Annotated in this window: 28 protein-coding genes and 1 pseudogene; 13 read left to right on the top strand and 16 right to left on the bottom strand. The window is 37.4% G+C overall.

Annotated elements, in window-relative coordinates; all coding sequences use genetic code 11:
- The 3 genes and pseudogenes from H6F45_RS07420 to H6F45_RS07430 form a co-directional block, all read right to left on the bottom strand.
- Positions 1-270 (bottom strand): annotated as a pseudogene (locus tag H6F45_RS07420) (hypothetical protein); the annotation flags it as partial.
- A 283-nt stretch (positions 271-553) separates the two neighbouring features.
- Positions 554-1,912 (bottom strand): DUF3370 domain-containing protein, encoded by a 1,359-nt coding sequence (locus H6F45_RS07425; protein ID WP_190346871.1) that lies wholly within the window; start codon positions 1,910-1,912, stop codon positions 554-556.
- 124 nt (positions 1,913-2,036) lie between these two features.
- Positions 2,037-2,633: a peptidase C15 gene (locus tag H6F45_RS07430; RefSeq protein WP_137669302.1), complete on the bottom strand. Its 597-nt coding sequence runs from the start codon at positions 2,631-2,633 to the stop codon at positions 2,037-2,039.
- A 75-nt stretch (positions 2,634-2,708) separates the two neighbouring features.
- On the opposite strand from H6F45_RS07430, the gene hisH reads away from it, so the two are divergent.
- Together hisH and rsmD are read left to right on the top strand one after the other, a co-directional pair.
- Positions 2,709-3,344, top strand: coding sequence for an imidazole glycerol phosphate synthase subunit HisH (gene hisH, locus H6F45_RS07435; RefSeq protein ID WP_096571064.1), 636 nt, complete (start codon positions 2,709-2,711; stop codon positions 3,342-3,344).
- Between the two features lie 83 nt (positions 3,345-3,427).
- A complete protein-coding gene (gene rsmD, locus H6F45_RS07440) occupies positions 3,428-3,985 on the top strand; it encodes a 16S rRNA (guanine(966)-N(2))-methyltransferase RsmD (protein WP_137669303.1) in 558 nt (185 codons plus the stop codon).
- 204 nt (positions 3,986-4,189) lie between these two features.
- Here rsmD and petG read toward each other — a convergent pair whose 3' ends face one another.
- Complete coding sequence (gene petG / locus H6F45_RS07445) at positions 4,190-4,303, bottom strand: cytochrome b6-f complex subunit V (protein ID WP_013191177.1); 114 nt, start codon at positions 4,301-4,303, stop codon at positions 4,190-4,192.
- Between the two features lie 341 nt (positions 4,304-4,644).
- On the opposite strand from petG, the gene H6F45_RS07450 reads away from it, so the two are divergent.
- A complete protein-coding gene (locus tag H6F45_RS07450; RefSeq protein ID WP_096571060.1) occupies positions 4,645-5,019 on the top strand; it encodes a cytochrome c in 375 nt (124 codons plus the stop codon).
- 76 nt (positions 5,020-5,095) lie between these two features.
- Here H6F45_RS07450 and H6F45_RS07455 read toward each other — a convergent pair whose 3' ends face one another.
- The 3 genes from H6F45_RS07455 to H6F45_RS07465 form a co-directional block, all read right to left on the bottom strand.
- Complete coding sequence (locus H6F45_RS07455) at positions 5,096-5,368, bottom strand: hypothetical protein (RefSeq protein WP_190346872.1); 273 nt, start codon at positions 5,366-5,368, stop codon at positions 5,096-5,098.
- 2 nt (positions 5,369-5,370) lie between these two features.
- Positions 5,371-5,841, bottom strand: coding sequence for a tetratricopeptide repeat protein (locus H6F45_RS07460; protein WP_190346873.1), 471 nt, complete (start codon positions 5,839-5,841; stop codon positions 5,371-5,373).
- Between the two features lie 519 nt (positions 5,842-6,360).
- Positions 6,361-7,002, bottom strand: coding sequence for a Uma2 family endonuclease (locus H6F45_RS07465; RefSeq protein WP_190346874.1), 642 nt, complete (start codon positions 7,000-7,002; stop codon positions 6,361-6,363).
- Between the two features lie 177 nt (positions 7,003-7,179).
- On the opposite strand from H6F45_RS07465, the gene H6F45_RS07470 reads away from it, so the two are divergent.
- From H6F45_RS07470 to H6F45_RS07485, 4 genes are all read left to right on the top strand, one after another.
- Positions 7,180-7,902, top strand: a complete 723-nt coding sequence (locus H6F45_RS07470) for a pyridoxine 5'-phosphate synthase (protein WP_096571055.1) — start codon at positions 7,180-7,182, stop codon at positions 7,900-7,902.
- 212 nt (positions 7,903-8,114) lie between these two features.
- Positions 8,115-8,843, top strand: a complete 729-nt coding sequence (locus H6F45_RS07475) for a SnoaL-like polyketide cyclase (protein ID WP_096571053.1) — start codon at positions 8,115-8,117, stop codon at positions 8,841-8,843.
- A 64-nt stretch (positions 8,844-8,907) separates the two neighbouring features.
- Entirely contained in the window at positions 8,908-9,237 is a 330-nt protein-coding gene (locus H6F45_RS07480; protein ID WP_096572795.1) for an MgPME-cyclase complex family protein, read from the top strand.
- Between the two features lie 176 nt (positions 9,238-9,413).
- The gene (locus tag H6F45_RS07485; protein WP_190346875.1) at positions 9,414-10,106 is read left to right on the top strand and encodes a hypothetical protein; all 693 of its coding nucleotides are present in this window, start codon (positions 9,414-9,416) and stop codon (positions 10,104-10,106) included.
- Between the two features lie 174 nt (positions 10,107-10,280).
- Here the strand turns inward: H6F45_RS07485 and H6F45_RS07490 are convergent, their stop codons facing one another.
- From H6F45_RS07490 to folD, 3 genes are all read right to left on the bottom strand, one after another.
- Entirely contained in the window at positions 10,281-10,736 is a 456-nt protein-coding gene (locus H6F45_RS07490; protein ID WP_096571049.1) for a divergent PAP2 family protein, read from the bottom strand.
- A 354-nt stretch (positions 10,737-11,090) separates the two neighbouring features.
- Positions 11,091-12,020: a geranylgeranyl diphosphate synthase CrtE gene (crtE, locus tag H6F45_RS07495; RefSeq protein ID WP_137667621.1), complete on the bottom strand. Its 930-nt coding sequence runs from the start codon at positions 12,018-12,020 to the stop codon at positions 11,091-11,093.
- Positions 12,021-12,167: 147 nt separating this feature from the next.
- Positions 12,168-13,046, bottom strand: coding sequence for a bifunctional methylenetetrahydrofolate dehydrogenase/methenyltetrahydrofolate cyclohydrolase FolD (gene folD, locus H6F45_RS07500; RefSeq protein ID WP_137667622.1), 879 nt, complete (start codon positions 13,044-13,046; stop codon positions 12,168-12,170).
- A 284-nt stretch (positions 13,047-13,330) separates the two neighbouring features.
- Here folD and H6F45_RS07505 point away from each other — a divergent pair, with 284 nt between their 5' ends.
- The 3 genes from H6F45_RS07505 to H6F45_RS07515 all read left to right on the top strand — a co-directional run bounded on the left by H6F45_RS07505 (position 13,331) and on the right by H6F45_RS07515 (position 15,375).
- Positions 13,331-13,753 (top strand): hypothetical protein, encoded by a 423-nt coding sequence (locus H6F45_RS07505; RefSeq protein ID WP_190346876.1) that lies wholly within the window; start codon positions 13,331-13,333, stop codon positions 13,751-13,753.
- A 17-nt stretch (positions 13,754-13,770) separates the two neighbouring features.
- Complete coding sequence (locus tag H6F45_RS07510; protein WP_137667623.1) at positions 13,771-14,202, top strand: NUDIX hydrolase; 432 nt, start codon at positions 13,771-13,773, stop codon at positions 14,200-14,202.
- A gap of 75 nt (positions 14,203-14,277) precedes the next feature.
- A complete protein-coding gene (locus H6F45_RS07515; protein WP_096571039.1) occupies positions 14,278-15,375 on the top strand; it encodes an AI-2E family transporter in 1,098 nt (365 codons plus the stop codon).
- 77 nt (positions 15,376-15,452) lie between these two features.
- Here H6F45_RS07515 and H6F45_RS07520 read toward each other — a convergent pair whose 3' ends face one another.
- From H6F45_RS07520 to H6F45_RS07545, 6 genes are all read right to left on the bottom strand, one after another.
- Positions 15,453-15,899: a type II toxin-antitoxin system VapC family toxin gene (locus tag H6F45_RS07520; protein ID WP_096571037.1), complete on the bottom strand. Its 447-nt coding sequence runs from the start codon at positions 15,897-15,899 to the stop codon at positions 15,453-15,455.
- 15 nt (positions 15,900-15,914) lie between these two features.
- The gene (locus H6F45_RS07525) at positions 15,915-16,175 is read right to left on the bottom strand and encodes a hypothetical protein (protein ID WP_096571035.1); all 261 of its coding nucleotides are present in this window, start codon (positions 16,173-16,175) and stop codon (positions 15,915-15,917) included.
- 90 nt (positions 16,176-16,265) lie between these two features.
- Positions 16,266-16,499, bottom strand: a complete 234-nt coding sequence (locus tag H6F45_RS07530; RefSeq protein ID WP_190346877.1) for a CopG family antitoxin — start codon at positions 16,497-16,499, stop codon at positions 16,266-16,268.
- Positions 16,500-16,524: 25 nt separating this feature from the next.
- Positions 16,525-16,770, bottom strand: coding sequence for a type II toxin-antitoxin system MqsA family antitoxin (locus H6F45_RS07535; RefSeq protein ID WP_199301774.1), 246 nt, complete (start codon positions 16,768-16,770; stop codon positions 16,525-16,527).
- 148 nt (positions 16,771-16,918) lie between these two features.
- Complete coding sequence (locus tag H6F45_RS26185; RefSeq protein WP_199291022.1) at positions 16,919-17,068, bottom strand: XRE family transcriptional regulator; 150 nt, start codon at positions 17,066-17,068, stop codon at positions 16,919-16,921.
- A gap of 20 nt (positions 17,069-17,088) precedes the next feature.
- Positions 17,089-18,411: a serine/threonine-protein kinase gene (locus tag H6F45_RS07545; RefSeq protein ID WP_190346878.1), complete on the bottom strand. Its 1,323-nt coding sequence runs from the start codon at positions 18,409-18,411 to the stop codon at positions 17,089-17,091.
- Between the two features lie 323 nt (positions 18,412-18,734).
- Here H6F45_RS07545 and H6F45_RS07550 point away from each other — a divergent pair, with 323 nt between their 5' ends.
- The 3 genes from H6F45_RS07550 to H6F45_RS26450 are packed head-to-tail and all read left to right on the top strand — an operon-like array spanning position 18,735 to position 20,520.
- Positions 18,735-19,982 carry an ATP-binding protein gene (locus H6F45_RS07550; protein WP_137667627.1) on the top strand — a complete coding sequence of 416 codons (1,248 nt, stop codon included), beginning with the start codon at positions 18,735-18,737 and terminating at the stop codon, positions 19,980-19,982.
- A gap of 22 nt (positions 19,983-20,004) precedes the next feature.
- Positions 20,005-20,217, top strand: a complete 213-nt coding sequence (locus tag H6F45_RS26445; protein WP_242052568.1) for a hypothetical protein — start codon at positions 20,005-20,007, stop codon at positions 20,215-20,217.
- A gap of 27 nt (positions 20,218-20,244) precedes the next feature.
- The gene (locus tag H6F45_RS26450) at positions 20,245-20,520 is read left to right on the top strand and encodes a hypothetical protein (protein ID WP_242052569.1); all 276 of its coding nucleotides are present in this window, start codon (positions 20,245-20,247) and stop codon (positions 20,518-20,520) included.
- The last annotated feature ends 43 nt before the right edge of the window (positions 20,521-20,563 follow it).

A 20,563-nucleotide genomic window follows, 5' to 3' on the forward strand; every position in this document is an offset into this window, starting at 1 on the left:
TTGTGGTCTGGTATCCTGTGTTGTTTCATAAATACTTGACCACTTACGACGAAATACTGGAGACAGTGATAAGTCTGCCAGACTGTAGGCGTTGCGTGTCAGCAATATTGCATCCGTCATTTCAAATGTTGCGTCTTTTGCCCTACATAAACAATCATCAGCTGCTTGACGGAATTCCATAAGTTGTGTAAAAACATCCATAGCGGTTATATGAGAATTGGTTGTGCTTTTTTCATTTTCCGCTATGGGGGTGTCTGTTCTTACAGGCATCCCTTAATTTTTTTGCAGTCCCTTTCACTAACGATCGCTCTCTTTTAGTCTAAAGTCCAGAGCAAAGCGATCGCACCAAGCACTAAAGACTAAACCGAAAATCCTTTAATCCTGTAAATCCTCAAATCCTGGACATCCTGATTCTGACAACAAACGTTTATAGTAGAGTCAGAGACTCTAAAACTGCATTCCCAGTCTGGAGACTGGGAACGAGAATAACGAGAATAGGTAATAAGTAATGAACTATTTACTGTCACCTGTCACCTGTCACCTGTCACCTAAATTACTCCTGTGTCGCAACCGTCAAAACCTGCGGAGGAGAAGCATCAGGAGGATAAAGAAAATCAACCTCTACCCAAGAATTATCCCCTGGTTTCATATTTAAAGACACCAAAGGTTGACCAGGTTCACCTCTTTTTTGCACTAAATGTACAAACTTAGTCGCCGGTTTACCCTGATCATCTCGATAACGAACTCGGACAGTTCCCCTAAAGAAAACCTGACGCGCAGGAGTTGTAAAAAACCTTAAACCTGATTTTGTTAACTCATTTTCTTTAATGGGAGTTTGCAGAGATACAGTGACATTTTTTGCACTTTGGGAATTATTCAACAAAGGCAACCTTAAACTATATTGAATGCCATAATTACCATGTGCAAAATAAGCTGTATCAGGATAACGCACTAACATCGGTGCTGTTTGAATTTGACCTGTACCAAAAGTTCCCCCATGTAAAGAACTTAAAGCATAAGAAAAAGCTTGACCAGGTTGGGGAATAGTTAAATACCTGCTGTTAGAATTATCTGTTAAAAGCGATCGCCATTGTGACCCACGGGACACACCCGCAACTCTTCCATAAATTGCAGGTTTACCAGTTCCCTGTATGGGAGTCGGGGTTTTATCTCTCGGTGTTGATAAATCACCATTCTTTAATAAATCTTCCCATTCTGCTAAAGTTGGCACTCGTTCACTACCATCAGCATTAGTTTTTGCAAACATCGCTAAACTAGCAGCATACACCGTCCCATTACTCCGCAAACGCATATAAGTAGAACGACCATTTAAAGGTGGTGTCAATTCTCGCACGGGAATAGGTAAATTTAATAACATCTGACTTTCCCCAGGAGGAATGACTATTTGCGCTGGGAAAATATTTTGTCTTCTCCCTCTCAAAATATCAGACATCACCCTACTACCCGGACCTGCAAACACATTTCCCGCATCATTAGGAATAAAAGAATCTAATGGTAAAAAAGGTGCATCTGGTTGACTTAAATAACTTGCACCTTGCAATATATTCACAGTTACCGGTGTAGTACCAGGGTTATGTAAGATTATTCCGTGGTAAAGAGAACGTAAATCTTCTGGTGGTTCTGCTCTAGCAATATGATGGGAAAAGACATCAAACCGCCCCTGAAAAGGAAAGTTTAAATGTGCAGTAGGTACTTTTTTATCCTCTGAAGGAAAGGTAGAAAGTAAAATACCTTCCTTTAATACCAATTCTGGACTATTACTATTAAATACTGGAACAGTATCCAACCTGCCTGGTAAAGCTCGCACCTCTTGAGGTATTACCACTTCTTCTGGTGGTGGTGCGGTTGGAGTTGCTTGCGCGAGAGTCAAACCGAGTAATGCTGACAACATAGGAAATTTAAAATTCAAAATTTATAACTGACTGGGGACTGGTGACTGGTGACAGGTGACAGTTAACAGTTAACAGTTATTAGTGAGTGGAGTTTATGATTTACTGTTCCCCATTCCCCATTCCCTATTCCCTATTCCCTGTTCCCTGTTCCCTTGATTCAAAAATAACCAAATTATTCATGATTAAAACAAAATCGGCAAGAATGTCTAGCAAATTTTCTTGATGCAAAATCGGAACATGGACAAAAATACAAGGAATGGGTAGTTGAGATTGATTCAAGTAGTCCAACACTGAATAATAAAGACCTTCGCACACAAATTTACCACAGTCGTAACTAATCTCAACTGCCGCTGTCTCAGCTATTAATTGTTCAACATTAACAATTGTGTGCAAAGTTATTATCCCAAAATTTTCTCCACCATCTCTAAATGAAATATCAGTAGTCTGTATAGACTCGCTACTAGCAACAACTTCCACACTTAAATTTTGCCGACTAGCAGCCATACCACAACAGATAACATAATCTGGTTTGAGTTCATTGATTTTGGCAATGACGCGAGAACTGGCAAGGGGAACATCTACAGGTAATCGTCGCAAAAAAGTTAAGTCATGATAGATATCAGCCATTTTGGCTAGTTCGAGTAACAAGTCATCAGAAGAATTTGACTGTTGTTCACTCAGCCAAGTGTCAAAAGAAGTTAATAATATTTTTTTCTGCATAATAAATATTATTTAGAATATTATTTAGAATTAGAATATAAATGCTTCCCTAATAAATTTACAAGGAGCAAGTAAATGCCAGTCATTGCGGTCGTAGATTATGATATGGGAAATTTGCACTCAGTCTGTAAAGGTTTAGAAAAAGCTGGTGCAATTCCTAAAGTAACTTATTCTGCCAAGGAGTTAGAACAAGCAGATGCTATAGTTTTGCCAGGAGTGGGAGCTTTTGATCCTGCCATGCAACATTTACGTTCACGCGGTTTAGAACAACCAATTAAAGATGTGATCGCATCTGGTAAACCGTTCTTAGGTATTTGTCTAGGACTGCAAATTTTATTTGAATCTAGCGCCGAAGGAACTCAACCAGGACTAGGAATAGTACGGGGAAAAGTGCGGCGATTTCGTCCAGAACCAGGAATAGCTATTCCCCACATGGGTTGGAATCAACTGCAACTGACTCAACCAAGAAGCATTTTGTGGGAACATTTACCCCATCAACCTTGGGTTTATTTTGTCCATTCCTACTATGTTGAACCAACTGAACCGCAAATTAGAGCAGCAACAGTGACTCATGGTAGTCAAACTGTGACAGCAGCGATCGCTCATGAAAATCTCATGGCGGTTCAATTCCACCCCGAAAAATCCTCTAATATTGGATTGCAAGTTTTATCTAATTTTGTGGCTCAAGTCCGTGAAAAAATCCCTGCTTAATAAAAATTTGCTTTCTTTGTTAGTCGTCAGTTGTCTAATGACTAATGACTAATGACTAATAACTAATGATCAATGACTAATTAATGAGTTTAAGAATTTACGGGAATCGTCTGTTAAAAACTTTACCAGGGCAAGAGACTAGACCCACCAGTGCGCGAGTACGGGAGGCCGTTTTTAATATTTGGCAGGGAGAAATTGATCATTGTCGCTGGTTAGATTTATGTGCCGGTAGTGGTTCAATGGGTGCAGAGGCTTTATGTAGGGGAGCCTGTTTAGTAGTAGGAATTGAACAAGCAAGTCGAGCCTGTGCCATTATTCAACAAAATTGGCAGCAGATAGCGAATAATGAACAAAAATTTCAATTATTGCGGGGAAATGTCCTGCAACAATTAAAAAAATTATCAGGTCAAAAATTTGACAAAATATATTTTGATCCACCTTATGCCAGTGGTTTATATGAGCCTGTTTTAGAAGCGATCGCTCACTATCAACTTTTAGATCCTCAAGGGGAAATAGCAGTAGAACATAGTCCTAATTTTACACCACCAATCATCCCAACTTGGGAAATCAGCCGCCAAAAAGTTTATGGCAACACAGCACTAACTTTTTACAGAACAATGGAAGTATCGGAAAGCGAGTGATATCATCTACGGTTGAATACTTATCATATCTGTTGAGACTTGTAATTGGTAATTGGTAATTGGTAATTGGGGACAATTACTAATTAAACAGCTATATCGTAAGTGATTGGGCGGACATATTAAAATTAATATACAAACACACACGCCTATATGTGACTAGGGGTTTAGCATTGCTAAACCCCTACGAGAACTAGCTGTTAACCCTTAGCCGCCCAACTCGGTAGGACGCTTGTATTGCTTATAGGCAGCGTAAAATAGTCCGCTAAGAGTGACGAAAATCAGACCCAGAACAATACCTGAGAGTAGGGGTTCAACCACTGTAAATCTCCTCTTTACAAATTTTCAAGTTTCGTTTCCCATTTTTAATCTTACCAAATCCCGCATCAATCCAGCGCCCTAAGCCGTTTTTGGATTATGAATACTATCTAAAAATTTTCATCTGTGGTTGCAGGTAGAATCAAGAAATTTTAAGCTATGTGTAGAAGATGAAATATTTTTTTGTAAGAATTCAGAAGTCAGGATTCAGGAGTCAGAAGATTTGCTCATCTAGCGGTTACTCAAATAGTGATTATTAGTTTAACCGTTAAAAAGCTGACTGCTGAACACTGATAGCTGAATGCTTACAGTTTTTCGTACACTTAGACTGTAAAAGCAAACTCTTGAATAACCAGCTTATCAAAACTGAAACTTGGAGTCAGTGGATCACTTTGTCGGTTTTGGCCATACTCATAGCCATACCCGTAACTATTTTTGGTGTTCAGATAGTTCAAACCTCTGATCCTTACGTCAAAAATGTTTTATCACTGACAGGCAACCCAGTACAGGGAAAGGCTATCTTTCAAACCAACTGCGCTGGGTGTCATGGTTGGGAAGCTCATGGACTCGTTGGACCGAGCTTACAAGCTGTCTCGAAACGCAAATCTCAATATGGATTGATTCATCAAGTTATTAGCGGTGAAACTCCTCCCATGCCCAAATTCCAGCCCAGCGCCCAAGAAATGGCAGACCTTTTAAGTTATTTAGAAGGTCTTTAAGGGAACAGGAAATAGGGAAAAGTGTTATTTTATGTTTTTATATGTTGTTATAGATTTTGACAGGCTGACCAGAAAATCAATGGATAATAAAACTACCACTAAAAGAGGGTTTTACTCCTGACTCCTGTAAGGGCGAAGCATTCAGGCGATAAATTATCAATTTTTGTTTAAGGCTATTTTCCTGTAAGGGCGAAGCATTCGGGCGATAAATTATCAATTTTTGTTTAAGGCTATTTTCCCGTAAGGGCGAAGCATTCGGGCGATAAATTATCAATTTTTGTTTAAGGCTATTTTCCGAATGCTTCGCCCCTACTTCGCCCCTACAACTCCTGACTCCTGGAAATTTCATGTTTAACTGAGTTTAAGAGTACATTCAAGAATCAATTTCTGGTTAACCAAGGAATAAGGTTGAATTTTCAACGCTTTTTGAAAAGCTTCAATAGCTTCACCATACTTTCTTATTGCTGCGTAACACAAACCCATACCATGAAGTGCGCCAAAGTGTACTGGATTTAGCTGCACAACCATTTGACAGTCAGCTAGAGATTTTTGATAATTGCCTATGCTGTAATATAAAAAAGCGCGTCTATTCCAAGCTTCAGCAAAATCTGGTTGTGTTTTAATAAGTTCTGTTAAAACTGCTTCAGCTTTGGCTGTTTCCCCAGCATCCATTAGTTTTTGACTATAATCAATCTTTTCTAGCCCATATATACCCTTTTGCTGAAACCAGAAGCGCCAAATTTTGCGAGTTGCTTGCTCACGAACTAAAGCATCAGGATTTTTCAAGTCTTCCAGTAAAGAATTGATAGATAAAGAATCCATGCAGTTGAGATAGGTAAGTTTATATTGCCAGTTACTTGTGCAGTAAGTATTCAAACATCAGCAGTCAGCTTTTTAACAATTACGCCAAAAATACTTATTTGCTCATCAAGCAATTAATCAAAAATTCTGACTTTTGACTTTTGAATTCTTACCTTGTGCAGAAGATTATCTCCTAATTTATGTTAATAGTCATCACGGTATTCTCCGATCTTGATTAAAAATTCTGGCAATATTTTGTATTGATTCATACTATTTTTTAAAAAAATTATGTAGGCAATGCTGGCGATCGCTCATTTGGGACAACATAAAAGGTAAGCATTCAGTCGTCAGCAGTCAGCCATCAGCTATGTACCTGAAATAGTGAAATCCAAGGAATGAAAAAACAGATGCAGATAACATTCCTGAAATTAACACTTCTGCATCCTTGCTATTGCTACTCTTGGCTGATTACTGATTACTGATAGCTGAATACTTGCCATAAAAGTAACTGTTCAGGGAGTGCTATATTTAAGCAACCTTTTACTGTAAATTCTCCTGCACCCAACTCCTAAAATTTCGCATTGCCTGACTTCTGCCAATAGTTAAACACTGCTGTACATACTCATTAACTAAATCCACAATGGGAATATTAGGAAAATTAGGACTAGATGGAGATTTTACATATTTCCCATCCTGTAACAAGAAAATTTCTAAACCTTGTTTTTTATATCGCCAAAGTTCAGGAACTCCCAAAATTTGATAATTTTCAAATTGAGTCCGAGAAGTAATATCAATTTCAATAGCTAAATCTGGTGGTGGATCTATATTTAAATCAATTCGATTTTTACCAATTACAGCGGCTTGATTTTGAATGTAAAAACTGGTATCTGGTTCTACGGCTTGCCTCATTCTCTCATTTTTCAGAGTTGTAGAACCAAAGGGTTCAAAATCAACATTCAGTATTTCTAACAAGATTTTCACCAAATCACCAACAATTTCTTTATCTTTTTCATGTTCAGGTAAAGGCACCATAATTTCTAACCATCCATTGCTATAGGAAATACGTGCAGCACGCTTTTCCCCCATTTCTTCTAAAATATTTTCTAGTTGCTGCCAACTAATATCTTTGAGTAACATTTGTTGGCCTGGATGAACAATAATTTGTTGCAATTCTAACAACATATTACCTCTTTAATAATTGATAATTGATAATTGATAATTGATAATTTGTAATTATTTATGGCTCTCCTCTTGCTCCTTACCTAATCATAACCAAAATTTTTAACACCAACCTGCTCACATCTCCTAAATTAGTTAAAATCAAAATCTAAAACACAGTGAACCAGGAGAAACACAGGCGTGCCTACACTCGGTGTAAACATTGATCATATAGCTACCATCCGCCAAGCCAGAAGGACAGTAGAACCAGATCCCATCGCCGCAGCAGTATTAGCAGAATTAGCCGGTGCTGATGGCATTACTGCCCATTTGCGGGAAGACAGAAGACATATTCAAGATCGAGATGTGCGGTTATTGCGACAAACAGTAAGAACCCACTTAAACTTAGAAATGGCTGCCACTGATGAAATGTTAGCGATCGCCCTGGATATCAAACCTGATTATGTAACATTAGTTCCCGAAAAAAGAGAAGAAATCACCACAGAAGGGGGTTTAGATATTGTCGGACAAATTGCTAGAATAGGGGATATAGTTGATAAATTGCAAAATGCTGGCATTCCCGTGAGTTTGTTTATTGATGCCGAACCTGCACAAATCGAAGCTTCTGTCAAGGTGCAAGCGAAGTTTATTGAACTGCATACCGGAAAATATGCTGAAGCTAAAGATGAAACAACTAGCCAGCATGAATTAGGCTTATTAGCCAAAGGATGCGAACAAGCTATAAAAGCAGGTTTGCGAGTCAATGCCGGTCACGGACTCACATACTGGAACGTTTACCCAGTAGCGGCGCTTCCAGGTATGGAAGAACTCAATATTGGCCATACTATCATCAGTCGGGCTGCCTTGGTAGGAATGGAAAGAGCAGTACGAGAGATGAAACAAGCAATGACTGGGGACTGGTGACTGGTGACTGGTGATTGGGGATACAATTTTGGATTTTGGATTTTGGATTTTGGATTGTATTTCATGAATCCAATCTAAAATCTAAAATCTAAAATCTAAAATTCTCCTGACTCCTGACTCCTGACTCCTGACTCCTTGATCTCCTTTCACAAGAGGGGTTGTAGCTGCGTAATCCTGAAAAATTAGAGTCACATTGGTAACGTAAAACTTTTATGACTTCCACACAGCCTAACAACCTACCTCTTTGGGTACAAAATAGAGATACTGTAATTGAATACAGTAAACAGGCCGAATGGCGCTATCAGACACCCCCAGATTATACCCGTTCTAAAGAAAATCTAGCCAAAGAAAGTACCTGTAATCACGCAGAAGGTTCACTAGAAGCTATTGTACAGAATTTAGTGAGAACCTTTGAAATGGAGGTATCTTTTAAGAGTAATCCTAAACAGTGGTTAGCTGTTGTGCAGGATAAGTTTCGCGTCAGTACAAATGGGGGACAAGAGTTTACAGCCACAGATGTATACACCCAGGGTACTTATAACACATTTATGGCTGATTCTGAACATTACAAAGCTTCAGAAGAAACTTTTGAATCATCAGCGAAACTTTTTCATAGTACCTTTCCTCAAGGTTTTCCTTGGGAACTGCTTGAAGTTTACTCAGGTCCACCAGTGGTTACATTTAAGTGGAGACACTGGGGACATTTTCGTGGTCCATATAAAGACTTTGCACCCACAGGGGAAACAGTAGAAATTGTCGGTATCAGTGTAGCTCGTGTTACCGATGATTTGAAGATTATCTCTTTGGAACACTATTTTGACAACAACCTGTTTTTAGAGAAATTGACAGCAGGTGGCAAAATGGAAAATGCTGCCAATAGTGAAAATAAGAGTAGTGGTTGTCCTTTCGGTTCTTGGTTCAAAGGCGTGAAGAAAAGTTAACCTATTAGGGTACAGTGTTGCTGCTGTACCCTATAAATTATTAGATAGTGACTCAAGGATGAAAATGACAACATACTATTACGTTTTAGCTAGTCAACACTTTTTACTAGAAGAAGAACCTCTAGAGGAAGTTCTCAAAGAACGTACCCGTAACTACCACGAACAAGAAAAAGAAATAGATTTTTGGTTAGTGAAAAACCCAGCTTTCCTGGAAGCACCGGAAATGGCAGCAAATAAAGCTAAATGTCCTAAACCTCCGGTAGCAATTATTTCTACCAATTCTCAATTTATTACTTGGTTAAAATTACGTTTAGAGTATGTCATCACTGGAGAATTTCCAGCTCCTTCGGCAACAATTCCTAATCCTTTGGCATCTTTAACAACTGTGTCTTAATGAAGGCAGGGGGCGGGAGGCAGGAAAGGTAGGAGGCGCAGAGGGAGCAGGGGAGGCAGGAAAGGCTGGGGAAGAATATTAACTTTTGCCTTTTGTTCTCTATTCCCTATTCCCTATTCCCTATTTCCTATTTCCTGAAATAAGTTATAAATTATACAATACTAGGTATACACCAAATGTTTTTACCAAAAGTTCATTATTTACCAAGTGCTTTATTATTAGCAGTAGCTCCAATAATTACTGGTATTAGTCCTGTTTTATCCCAACAAACCATTCCTGCCTGTCAACCTCCCAGTGCGGGGGAGTATCTGTTGTTGGTTGTTAGTCCTACGGTTAATAATCAACAGCAGTTACGTAGTGCCTTACCATCTGACCTAAAAACTGTTACTTGTAAATATCTGAATGAAACAGTAACGCGAGTTGGTGGTTTTAACAAGATTGAAGATGCTAACCGTTGGGCAAGATATGTTAACAACGTTGTTGGCTTGTCTGCTATTATTACGACTCGACCAACAGCAGCAACAGCATCAACAGCACCAACAACAGCAACGGTAACACCAGCAATAATCCCATCAGCAACTCTACCAAATCAGACAGTTAGTTATAATCCCAGAGTTTTGGGAGAAGGTTTTGCTGTGTTGGTAGATTATTTCAACCGCCCGGAACTAGCCAAAAATGTACAAAGAACGGTAGGAGGTAATGTTGGTTTAGTTTCCTATGGACAACGCCCCTATCTACTGGCTGTTTATACTACCAACCAAACAGAGGCATACAGGACATTGCAAAAACTGACGGAGAATGGTTTTTTTGCCCTGTTAGCAGATGGTAGAAAAGTCATGTTACTGCTTTCAGTTGTCACAGTAAGGTGATTGGTGATTGGGGACTGGTGATTGGGAATAATATTACCAATTACCAATTACCAATTACCAATTACCAATTACCAATTATGAATTATGAATTATGAATTACCTATTCTCTCTTCCCTTCTTACTGTCAACTGTCAACTGTCAACTGTCAACTGTCACCTGTCACCTGTCACCTTACTAATAAGCGGCTCTAGCTAACCAGGAAATGGTGACACCTAAAACTGAACCAGCTATGACTTGAACTGGTGTATGTCCGAGTAGTTCTTTGAGACGGTCTTGGAAAAAGTCTGGTTTTTCATGAAATAATTCATCAATCATTTGATTGAGTATGCGAGCTTGCTTACCTGCTGCTTGGCGAACTCCAGCTGCATCGTACATAACAATGATGGCAAATACCGCAGCTACAGCAAAATCTGGAGATGACCAACCGATAGTTTGCCCAACTCCTGTGGCTAAAGCTGTGACTAAAGCTGAATGGGCGCTAGGCATACCTCCGGTAGTCACTAAGACACGCAGATCCACTTTTTGATGTTTGATGACTTCAACGATGAGTTTTAATCCTTGAGCAACAAAACAAGCCACAAGTGCAACCAGTAGCACCCGGTTGTTGAAAATGTCGCATAAGTCCTGCATGGTTTTTTGGTTAGGTGATTGAATAAGAGCAGCACTTGTGTGTTGAGGAACAGTTTTTTTAGCAGTCAGCCTTCAGCTTTCAGCCATTAGCAGTATAACAGGTGACAGGTGACAGGTGACAGGTGTCAGAGTATAAAGTCTGTATGTGTTGAAGTTTGATCATCTGTTCATGAAGTACAACATTGACTGTCGCTATAACATGATTGTGGTGGATGATTTTGTAACTAAAATTTGGCAGTTTTGTGGTTGTGATTTTAAATTTGGGATTGTGCAATCCAAAATCCTAAAATCCTAAAATCCTAAAATCCTAAAATCCAAAATCCAAAATCCAAAATCCAAAATCCAAAATTCTCCCTAGTGATTGCGATTGATAATAAAGTGAGCGATCGCTTGTAAGGGTGCTGCTTTTTCACCAAAACTTTCTAGTTCTGCACAAGCTTCTTCAACTAGCTGTTGTGCTTTAGCGCGTGATTCTTCAATTCCCCATAAGCTGGGATAGGTAACTTTTTGTGCTGTAAGGTCTTTACCTGCGGTTTTACCTAGTTGTTCTTGAGTAGCGGTTATATCCAGAATATCATCAATGATTTGGAAGGCTAGACCAATATTTTGAGAATAACGAGTTAATTTTTGTACATCTTCTGGGGATGCGCCAGCAATTATTCCCCCACACACTACACAAGCTTCTAAGAGGGCGGCGGTTTTGTGGTTATGAATAAAATTCAAAGTTTCTAGGGAAATATCTGATTTTCCTTCTGATTCTAAATCTACCACTTGACCACCAACTAAACCGGCAGCGCCTAAAGCCTTACCGAGACGGGCAATTACTTGTAAAGTTCTTTGTGTAGGGACATTTTCGGGGGTTTGGGAGGCTACGAACTCAAAAGCCAATGCTAACAAGCCATCCCCGGCTAAAATGGCGATATCTTCGCCGTAGACTTTATGATTTGTCAACTTACCACGACGGTAATCATCATTATCCATTGCGGGTAAGTCATCATGAATTAGAGACATGGTGTGGATCATTTCCACAGCACAAGCTGTTGGCATGGCCATTTCAATGCTGCCACCAATCATTTCACAGGTAGCAAGGCATAGGATAGGACGTACACGCTTACCTCCTGCTAAGAGGGAGTAGCGCATAGCATCGTAAATCTTCTCTGGATAAACGACAGGAATTGATTGATCCAAAGCAGTCTCACAAAGCCTTTGTCGTTCTTTGAGATAGGCAGCGAGGTTAAACCTGGCTGGTTCTGATGTCTTTTGCAAGTTATCTGTTACTACCATGCTTCAATTCCTAAAATTTTCGGTTTATGGTGATATGTGTGACAATTTTACGGTGTAGAGGAGCAGAAACACTCACTGGATTTTGGATTTTGGATTTTGGATTTTGGATTTTGGATTTTAGTTAGATTCCATAAATCTGAAATTTGCTTAGTTACTGTTTGTCCGCAAATAGCTAGAGACGGTATTTTGCAGTAACATGGCGACTGTCATTGGACCAATACCACCAGGAACAGGGGTAATATATTCTGCCACATTAGCAGTTGGCGCAAAATCAATATCGCCCACTAAACGACTTTTACCACTGCTATCGGTGACGCGATTTATTCCCACATCTACCACAACAGCGCCTGGTTTCACCATGTCAGCAGTGATTAATCTGGGAATACCTGCTGCTGCAACGAGAATATCAGCGTTTTGGGTGATGGTTTTGAGGTTTTGGGTGCGGGAGTGGGCAATGGTAACTGTAGCATCAGCATCTAATAGCATTAACGCCATTGGCTTACCCACTAAGATACTACGTCCTACTACTACTGCTTTTTTTCCCACCAGGGGAATTTTATATTCTTCTAGTAGTCGCATTACTCCCGCTGGTGTGCAACTGCGTAAACCTGCCTCAGTTCGCACCAAACGCCCTAAGTTCACTGGATGCAGTCCATCAGCGTCTTTATCTGGGGCGATTTTATGTAAAAGACTTATAGCATCCAAATGATTAGGTAGGGGTAACTGTACTAAAATTCCATCTACCCGTTGATCTTGGTTAAGTTCTGCAATGACTTCCTCTAGTTCAGTTTGGTTGGTGTGGGTGGGAAAATGTTTACCAAAAGAAGCAATCCCCACTTTAGCACAAGCTTTTTCTTTGTTGCTGACATAAGCTGCTGAGGCGGGGTTATCTCCCACCATCAACACTGCTAAACCTGGAGATCGGCCAATTTTTGGTTGTACTTCTGCGATGGTAGTAGCTAATTCTTTCTGAATTTTAGCGGCTAATGCTTTACCATCAAGGATTTTCGCTGTTTTTGTTTCCATTGTCATTAGTTATTAGTTATTGGGGACTGGGGACTGGGGACTGGGGAGAAATATTTACCTCCTGCCTCTTGCCTCTTGCCTCTTGCCTTTTGCCTTTTGCCTTTTGCCTTTTTACTGTCACCAATCACCAGTCACCAGTCGCCTATTGCCTTAACTATTTTCTCAGATTAACTGCGTCAACTGAAGGATAAAGAATAAAAGGATGACCTCAAGCCTTTTTTTATCAGTGCAACATAGCTAGTATTAATAGAAACTTGAAGAAACTGGTAACAAGGTAAGGATTAATGCAAAAATTCTCTCAATTGCTTGCTGTTCAACAACAAATACAACGTACTTCTTTGAAATCTTTTCATCAAGGATTAGCCTTTTTTTTGGTAGTGGGACTGTGTAGTTGTGCTAACGGTAAATCTGGTGAAATGAATTTACAAAATCTGAGGATTGGCGCAAATGTTACACCAATTCAGGAAATTAAACCAGCACAGGATAATCAAGCTACTGTTTACATCCAAGGAAAGATAGAAAAACACGCTCCTTTGCTCAAGCAGCAAGCATATCAAATTGCTGATGCCAGCGGTAAAATTTGGGTTGTAACTAATCAAAGTAATTTAAAGGTGGGACAAGAGGTAGTATTAAAGGGTAAGGTAAGATACAAAAGTATTCCCTTGGCTGGGCAAGAGTTTGGGGAAGTTTACTTAGAGGAAGAATAATAGAGGAAGAATAATATATGAATGATCAAATTCCACAAGTAGCGATTGTTATTCTCTACCAAGACAATAAATATCTCATGCAGCTACGGGACAATATCCCCACCATAGCTGCTGCTGGGTGTTGGGGTTTATTCGGTGGACATTTAGAAGCAGATGAAACCCCAGAAATAGCACTGGTGCGGGAAGTAAAAGAAGAAATCAGTTATGAGTTACCTTCTTTTGTTAAATTTGGAATCTATTCCGATGAGAGAGTTATTCGTTATGTTTTTCAAGCACCATTATTAGTAGGATTAGATCAACTGGTTTTAAATGAAGGTTGGGATATGGGATTATTAACAAGGGAAGATATTGAAAGGGGTAGTTATTATTCGGCAATAGCTGGAGAATTTAGGCCTTTAGGTATTCCTCACCAAAAAATTATGCTTGATTTTATAGTAGGTGACAGGTGACAGGTGACAGGTGACAGGTGACAGGTGACAGAAGAAATTATTTAGAAATTGTAGAGAGAATCATCATAGTATTTTATGCAAATAGTAAATAAACTTCCCCGCTGGTTAACTTTTGGTTTGGCTTTTCCTCTGATCATTCTGAACGGATGGTTATTAATTCAGGTTGTCCAATATTTTCAACCTTTGGTAAGCGTTGTTTCTGTCGCTATTTTATTATCTTTTGTTTTAGACTATCCCATCAAATTTTTCAATCAAAAGGGAGTACCACGTAATTTAGCTATTGCAGGAGTGCTGCTTTTAGCAATAGTAATTTTAGGAGCAGTTGGTGTAATTTTAGTACCTTTGATTTTTCAACAACTCAACGAATTAGTTAATATTCTTCCTGTTTGGATAGATTCAGGAACTCAACAATTACAAGCTTTTTTAAATTGGGCAGCTACACAACAAGATTTACCTGTTAATATTAGTGGTTTAGCTACGCAGTTGTTAGAAAAAATTTCCAGTCAATTTCAATCTTTTACCGGTAAAATTTTGGGTTTTGCTTTTGATACTATTGGATTTTTAGTGAATTTTCTTTTAGCTATCGTTTTAACTATTTACCTAATATTAAATGGTGAAAAATTATGGGATGGTATTTACCAATGGTTTCCCAGTTATATTAGCATAAAAGTGAGAGCTTTATTAAAAGAAGATTTCCAAAATTATTTTATTGGACAAGCGACTTTAGGAGCGATTTTAGCTGTCACAGTTACTTTAGCATTTGTGGCTTTAAGGATTCCTTTAGCGTTATTATTTGGTATTGCAATTGGGTTTTTCTCTCTTTTCCCTTTTGGTACGGGAATAGGTATTGGTATTGTGAGTTTGTTGGTAGCTTTAGAGAACTTTTGGGAAGGGGTAGAAGTTGCGGCTATAGCTGTAGCAATTGACCAAATTAATTCTAATATTGTTGCACCGAGATTGTTAGGAAATTTAACAGGTTTAAATCCTGTTTGGGTGGTAATTTCTTTATTAATTGGGGCAAAATTAGGTGGTGTTTTAGGTTTGTTGGTAGCGATTCCTATTGCTAGTTTTATTAAAGATATTGCTGATAGTTGGAAAGCGGGGGAGTTGAAGAAGGTTGATGATGTTGATGGTATTGTGGGTGAAGTTAAGGAAGGTTTAGAGGTGAGGTGAGATTTGTTTGAGGATAAAAAAGTGTGATTTTTTGTTAATCTCTTGAGTAGAGGCGCTTTTCGTAATGCTTCATCATTTTATATCCATGATTCTAGGGAAAAATTCTCTACTTCATGAATGCGCCTAAAATCGCTATCAGCAGAAACTAGAGTAAGATTGTATTGAATAGCTGTTGCTGCTATCCAAAGATCATGATCACTAAATCCCAGATTTTCAATTTTGAAACTACGACGTTTGCTTTTTTCTTTGGGTGCAAAATAATTAAAAACAGATGCTTTGAGACGACTGTAAATAATAGCTGTTTCTTCATCCAGAAAATACAGATCGACTTGAGATAAAAATTTCTGAACTGCACTAAGATTTTGATATTTTAGTTCTGATTTTTCTGTCATATATAGCAGTTCAGAATATGTTATAATACTCACACCAATTGTTAAACCAGCATAGGATTTTAAGATATTGGTAACTTGAGGATTACCGTTGATAATGTAACTACAGTGGTTAGTATCCAGTAAATAAGACATAGATAGTAATAAAAATTAAAACTGCGTTTGAGAACGGGTTTCTTGAACAAAACGCAAACAATCTTCTAAATCATCACCTTGCCAAGTTCCCGCATACTGTAACAAATCACCTGCTTTTTTGCCTCTTTTTATAGGAGAAATACGGAGTAATTGCTTTTGGTTTACGGTGTTTTTGGTGAGGAGAGAGTCGAGAAATTCACTTAATAAGGAAAGTTGTTCTGGTGGAAGTTGGGATATTTGTTGTTTAATTTTTTCATGTATTTCTAAATCTGTCATTTTTACCTCAGTTTGTTAGTCTAATGATTGTATTTAATTCCTAGCATAACCTAAAAATGGATCATTTTTGGTGTTTCATAACTAATGAAACTAACCAGTAATTACCTTTTTATCAAGACGTTCAGCAAGCCATAATTTAATTATAGAATCAGAAGTGACACCTAAACGTTTTGCTTCTTTTTCCAATGCTTCTATCATCCACACAGGAAAATCAATATTCACTCTTTTTTGTTCATAACTGGGACGACGTGCTTGATATAGGTCTAAAAACTCAGTGATATCTTCATCATTGTCAAATTTAGTATCAAACTCTTCAGCTTGCATATATTTCCTAATTTACCTAATTATTTCACTTATCAAAAAACCTTAGTAGGAATAGATAAATATTCATCAGGTTGTTGATGATTTTGATAAAAAAATACTGTTCAATTTTCTTCAAAATTTTGGCATCATAATAAATCATGCCACAATCAAGACAAATTTGCACCGGAGTATTAGGAACTAATAAATATTGTCCTTGATGGCGATATAAATAATCAATTTGGCGTTGTTCATAATGGGGACTTCCGCAAAAGTTACATTTGATTTCACGCATTAGTTTATCCTCTAGGTTTCCGTGTGTTGATTTGTTACCATTATTTCTACATTTTGAGCCAATTTTATTAAAAAACTTAATAAATTCTCAATGGTAAATTCTTTGAGAATACCGTTACTTAAATTATTGATTTGTGCAAGTTATAAACCTAAAATTTGTCCAGCTTTGGTGTGATTTGTTGTTGTTTTAAAATATCGGCAATGACAGAAGCTAATTTAACTTTGGCTAGTTTTTCTTCTGCATTTGCAAAACCTAAATCTTGAAAGATATTGCCGGAACTGATGGTATAATTTAACATAATTTCTTTACTGCAATTTACTAACTGGAACGCCCTAATTGTTTTAATAAATCATTACGATTATTGATATAAAGTTCATCATCTGGTTGAATACTAATTGCCTTTTCATAACATTTTAGTGCTTCTTCGTACCTTCCTAGACACCATAAGGAATTAGCGCGGCCATTCCAAGCATTAGCATAGTCAGGTTGAATGGTAATAGCTTTTTTATAAGATGAAATTGCTTCTTGATATCTTTCTAAATTGTATAGGGAATTACCCCGGTTATACCAAGCTTTGTAGAAGTCAGTTTTAATAGCAATGGCTTGATCAAAAGATGAGATTGCTTCTTCATGTTTTTTTAACTTATTTAGGCAATAACCTCTGCAAAACCAGGCTTCATGTTTGTCATGTTGAATAGCAATTGCCTTATCAAAGGATGAAATTGCTTCTTCATACCTTTCTGGATCAAATAATTTAACTCCTTGTTTAAACCAATATTCACTGGACTGATTTTGTGTTAATGACTGTCTATTCTGTTGTTTAACAGTTGAAAAAACTTGATTTAATTCTTCTAATGCTTCCTTGGCAACTTTATAACGTTGTCGCCAATCATAACGCACCATTTTATTAATAAAATTCTCTAATTGATGACTAACTGAAACCAAATTAGTCCAAATGATTTCTCCTTCCTCATCTTCTGATAACGTATTAGGAGAAATTCCAGTTAATCCTTCAATGGTTGTCATTCCTAAAGCATAAATATCACTACTATATTTAGGCTTACCAAAACCCTGTTCTGGTGGCATATACCCATGAGTACCAACACCTACAGTTTTACTTGTTAACCCTGATTTCATGGCAATAGTAGTATTAATTTGTTTCACTACCCCAAAATCAATTAATACTAACTTCCCATCCTTACGTCTCATAATATTGGCAGGTTTAATATCCCGATGAATCACCTTATTTTCATGGACATAAACCAATATTTCTAAAACATCTCGCAAAAGTTGAATTACATCACCTTCACTCAAGTTTTTACCAGGTGTTATTTCTTGAGTTAAATCATATCCATCAATAAATTCTTGAATCAAATAAAAATTTTGACCTTCCTGAAAATAAGCATACAATTTAGGAATTTGATCGTGATTTTGTCCTAATTGATATAATATTTGTGCTTCCTGTTCAAATAATCTAATAATTTCTGGATCAATAACCGTAGGTTGTAACCGTTTAACGACACAAACCGGTTTAGGAGTAACAGGAATATCCAAATCTTCTGCAAGGTAAGTTTCCCCAAACCCACCTGCACCTAATTGTTTGATAATCTGGTAACGTTGACGGAGAATCTTACCAATCATAAGATGTTATCTCTATAACCCTGTTTTTGTCTATAATAACCGATAATCTCTCTTTGTGTCTCTCTCTGCGCCTCTGCGTCTCTGCGTGAGAAAAAAATTAAACAACTTAAAGCGATCGCCTCCATTACCCCATAAAATCATCAACCATGTTTTTAAATAAGTATTATTATGTAATAATTTGCTATAACAACTAAAAATGTTATCAACCAAACATATACTTAAAGATTAGGAGTAACACCATAAACCAGAAACACTGACATAGAATAAAAACATTTGATTTATATTACAATGATTAAATCACTAAAATATATTTGTTGTTAATTATGCTGAAAAAACTGATTCTCGAAAATTGGAAAAGTTTCCGTTATGCTGAACTTCCCCTTGATCCTTTAACTGTACTTATTGGAACTAATGCAAGTGGTAAATCTAATGTGGTTGAAGCATTGGAATTTTTACAAAGAATAGCTAATGGTGAAAATGTTGAAACAGCTTTAGCAGGAGATAAAACACTTCCTGCTATTCGTGGTGGTGTTCAAGGTGCTGCAAGACATGGTGAAAAAGAGTTTAGTTTAAAGGTGTTAATTGGAAGTGAAGATGATGATTATTTATATAATGTAAAAATACAAACATTCCCTGATTGTCAAATACTACAAGAAGATATTAAAAGTGATTTATATTATCACGAACAAGGGATTTACTTAAAAAAGTTTACTTTAAAGACAGGACACAACAATAGAAGTAATCTCAATAATACAGGTAATAGTTTTAGTTTGAGCGATTTATTTGAAAACAACATTCTATATAACACTACTGAAGGAGGTAACATGGTTTTTAGTAAAGATGTTAAAGATATATTCTTACCCGCAAAAAAGAAAGTTCAAGAGTTTGTGGTATCTAATTTAGAAAATATGTTAACTCTTAATCCCATTCCATCTACAATGCGTGACTATTCCCGACTTTCTGAAAACCTAGAAAGCGATGGTTCAAATATTGCTGGAGTATTAGCAGCATTACCAGACGATAAAAAATCAGAAGTTGAAAATACCCTATCTGAATATATTAAATATTTACCAGAAGGTGATATTAAAAAAGTATGGTCTGAACCAGTAGGAAGACTGAAAACAGATGCAATGCTGTACTGTCAAGAAGAATGGAAACCAGGAGAAATTACAGAAATTGATGCTAGAAGTATGTCAGATGGAACATTGCGATTTCTAGCAATACTCACAGCATTATTAACCCGTCCTGAAGGTAGTCAAATTGTCATTGAAGAAATAGATAATGGTTTACATCCTTCCCGTGCAGCATTATTAGTAAAAATATTAAAAGAAATTGGCAGTAAACGCAATATTGATATTTTACTAACCACCCATAACCCAGCTTTACTAGATGCTTTTGGTTCAGAAATAGTTCCTTTTGTAGTTGTTGCACATCGAGATTCAGAAACCGGAGAAAGTAAACTTACCTTATTAGAAGATATTGAAAACTTCCCTAAATTATTTGCTTCTTATTCCTTGGGACAAATGACAACAAAAGGCGCAATTGAACGTAGTCTTTCTCATGGTGTATAATTGGGGGAGTAATTTAAAAAAAATGAGAAAAGTTTTATTAATAGATACATCTTTATTATGTGTTTGGTTAAAAGTTCCAGATAAAGAAACTGCGGGTAATAATAAATGGGATTTTGAACTTGTAAATGAGAAAATTCACACAGAAATTGAAAAAGGAACAACTTTGATACTTCCCTTAGCTACAGTTATTGAAACCGGAAATCACATTGCACAAGCGAAAACCGGCGATAAATGAACATCTGCGGAAAAATTTGCAGAAATTATGATTTTTGCTGCTGACGAAAAAAGTCCTTGGGCTGCTTTTCGTGAACAAATTGTATTATGGGAAACAGAAGGATTGAAAAAGTTAGCTGCTACATTTCCCAACCAAGCTGTACAAAACACCTCTATGGGTGATGCCAGTATTGTCGTCTTAGGTTGGTATTATTATAGTGAAAAAGGGTTTCATGTAGAATTTCTCACTGATGATGAAAAATTGAAATCTCAAGAACCACCACCACCAACCACACCCACCCGTCGCAGTAGTCGCAAAAAATAATAATATCTCTCTTTGCGTCTCTCTCTGCGCCTCTGCGTCTCTG

The sequence above is a fragment of the Sphaerospermopsis sp. FACHB-1194 genome (assembly GCF_014696235.1).
Taxonomy (GTDB): domain Bacteria; phylum Cyanobacteriota; class Cyanobacteriia; order Cyanobacteriales; family Nostocaceae; genus Sphaerospermopsis; species Sphaerospermopsis kisseleviana.

Bases quoted from the DNA above. Each gene is read 5' to 3' on its own strand.
- H6F45_RS07425 (WP_190346871.1), bottom strand. From the start codon at position 1,912: ATGTTGTCAGCATTACTCGGTTTGACTCTCGCGCAAGCAACTCCAACC.
- H6F45_RS07550 (WP_137667627.1), top strand. From the start codon at position 18,735: ATGCTGAAAAAACTGATTCTCGAAAATTGGAAAAGTTTCCGTTATGCT.
- H6F45_RS07510 (WP_137667623.1), top strand. From the start codon at position 13,771: ATGAATGATCAAATTCCACAAGTAGCGATTGTTATTCTCTACCAAGAC.
- H6F45_RS07490 (WP_096571049.1), bottom strand. From the start codon at position 10,736: ATGCAGGACTTATGCGACATTTTCAACAACCGGGTGCTACTGGTTGCA.
- H6F45_RS07465 (WP_190346874.1), bottom strand. From the start codon at position 7,002: ATGTTGTTAGAATTGCAACAAATTATTGTTCATCCAGGCCAACAAATG.
- H6F45_RS26445 (WP_242052568.1), top strand. From the start codon at position 20,005: ATGAGAAAAGTTTTATTAATAGATACATCTTTATTATGTGTTTGGTTA.
- H6F45_RS07515 (WP_096571039.1), top strand. From the start codon at position 14,278: ATGCAAATAGTAAATAAACTTCCCCGCTGGTTAACTTTTGGTTTGGCT.
- crtE (WP_137667621.1), bottom strand. From the start codon at position 12,020: ATGGTAGTAACAGATAACTTGCAAAAGACATCAGAACCAGCCAGGTTT.
- H6F45_RS07460 (WP_190346873.1), bottom strand. From the start codon at position 5,841: ATGGATTCTTTATCTATCAATTCTTTACTGGAAGACTTGAAAAATCCT.
- H6F45_RS07525 (WP_096571035.1), bottom strand. From the start codon at position 16,175: ATGACAGATTTAGAAATACATGAAAAAATTAAACAACAAATATCCCAA.
- hisH (WP_096571064.1), top strand. From the start codon at position 2,709: ATGCCAGTCATTGCGGTCGTAGATTATGATATGGGAAATTTGCACTCA.
- H6F45_RS07505 (WP_190346876.1), top strand. From the start codon at position 13,331: ATGCAAAAATTCTCTCAATTGCTTGCTGTTCAACAACAAATACAACGT.
- H6F45_RS07485 (WP_190346875.1), top strand. From the start codon at position 9,414: ATGTTTTTACCAAAAGTTCATTATTTACCAAGTGCTTTATTATTAGCA.
- folD (WP_137667622.1), bottom strand. From the start codon at position 13,046: ATGGAAACAAAAACAGCGAAAATCCTTGATGGTAAAGCATTAGCCGCT.
- H6F45_RS07430 (WP_137669302.1), bottom strand. From the start codon at position 2,633: ATGCAGAAAAAAATATTATTAACTTCTTTTGACACTTGGCTGAGTGAA.
- rsmD (WP_137669303.1), top strand. From the start codon at position 3,428: ATGAGTTTAAGAATTTACGGGAATCGTCTGTTAAAAACTTTACCAGGG.
- H6F45_RS26185 (WP_199291022.1), bottom strand. From the start codon at position 17,068: ATGTTAAATTATACCATCAGTTCCGGCAATATCTTTCAAGATTTAGGT.
- H6F45_RS07535 (WP_199301774.1), bottom strand. From the start codon at position 16,770: ATGCGTGAAATCAAATGTAACTTTTGCGGAAGTCCCCATTATGAACAA.
- H6F45_RS07530 (WP_190346877.1), bottom strand. From the start codon at position 16,499: ATGCAAGCTGAAGAGTTTGATACTAAATTTGACAATGATGAAGATATC.
- H6F45_RS07475 (WP_096571053.1), top strand. From the start codon at position 8,115: ATGACTTCCACACAGCCTAACAACCTACCTCTTTGGGTACAAAATAGA.
- H6F45_RS26450 (WP_242052569.1), top strand. From the start codon at position 20,245: ATGATTTTTGCTGCTGACGAAAAAAGTCCTTGGGCTGCTTTTCGTGAA.
- H6F45_RS07455 (WP_190346872.1), bottom strand. From the start codon at position 5,368: ATGAAATTTCCAGGAGTCAGGAGTTGTAGGGGCGAAGTAGGGGCGAAG.
- H6F45_RS07545 (WP_190346878.1), bottom strand. From the start codon at position 18,411: ATGATTGGTAAGATTCTCCGTCAACGTTACCAGATTATCAAACAATTA.
- H6F45_RS07480 (WP_096572795.1), top strand. From the start codon at position 8,908: ATGACAACATACTATTACGTTTTAGCTAGTCAACACTTTTTACTAGAA.
- H6F45_RS07520 (WP_096571037.1), bottom strand. From the start codon at position 15,899: ATGTCTTATTTACTGGATACTAACCACTGTAGTTACATTATCAACGGT.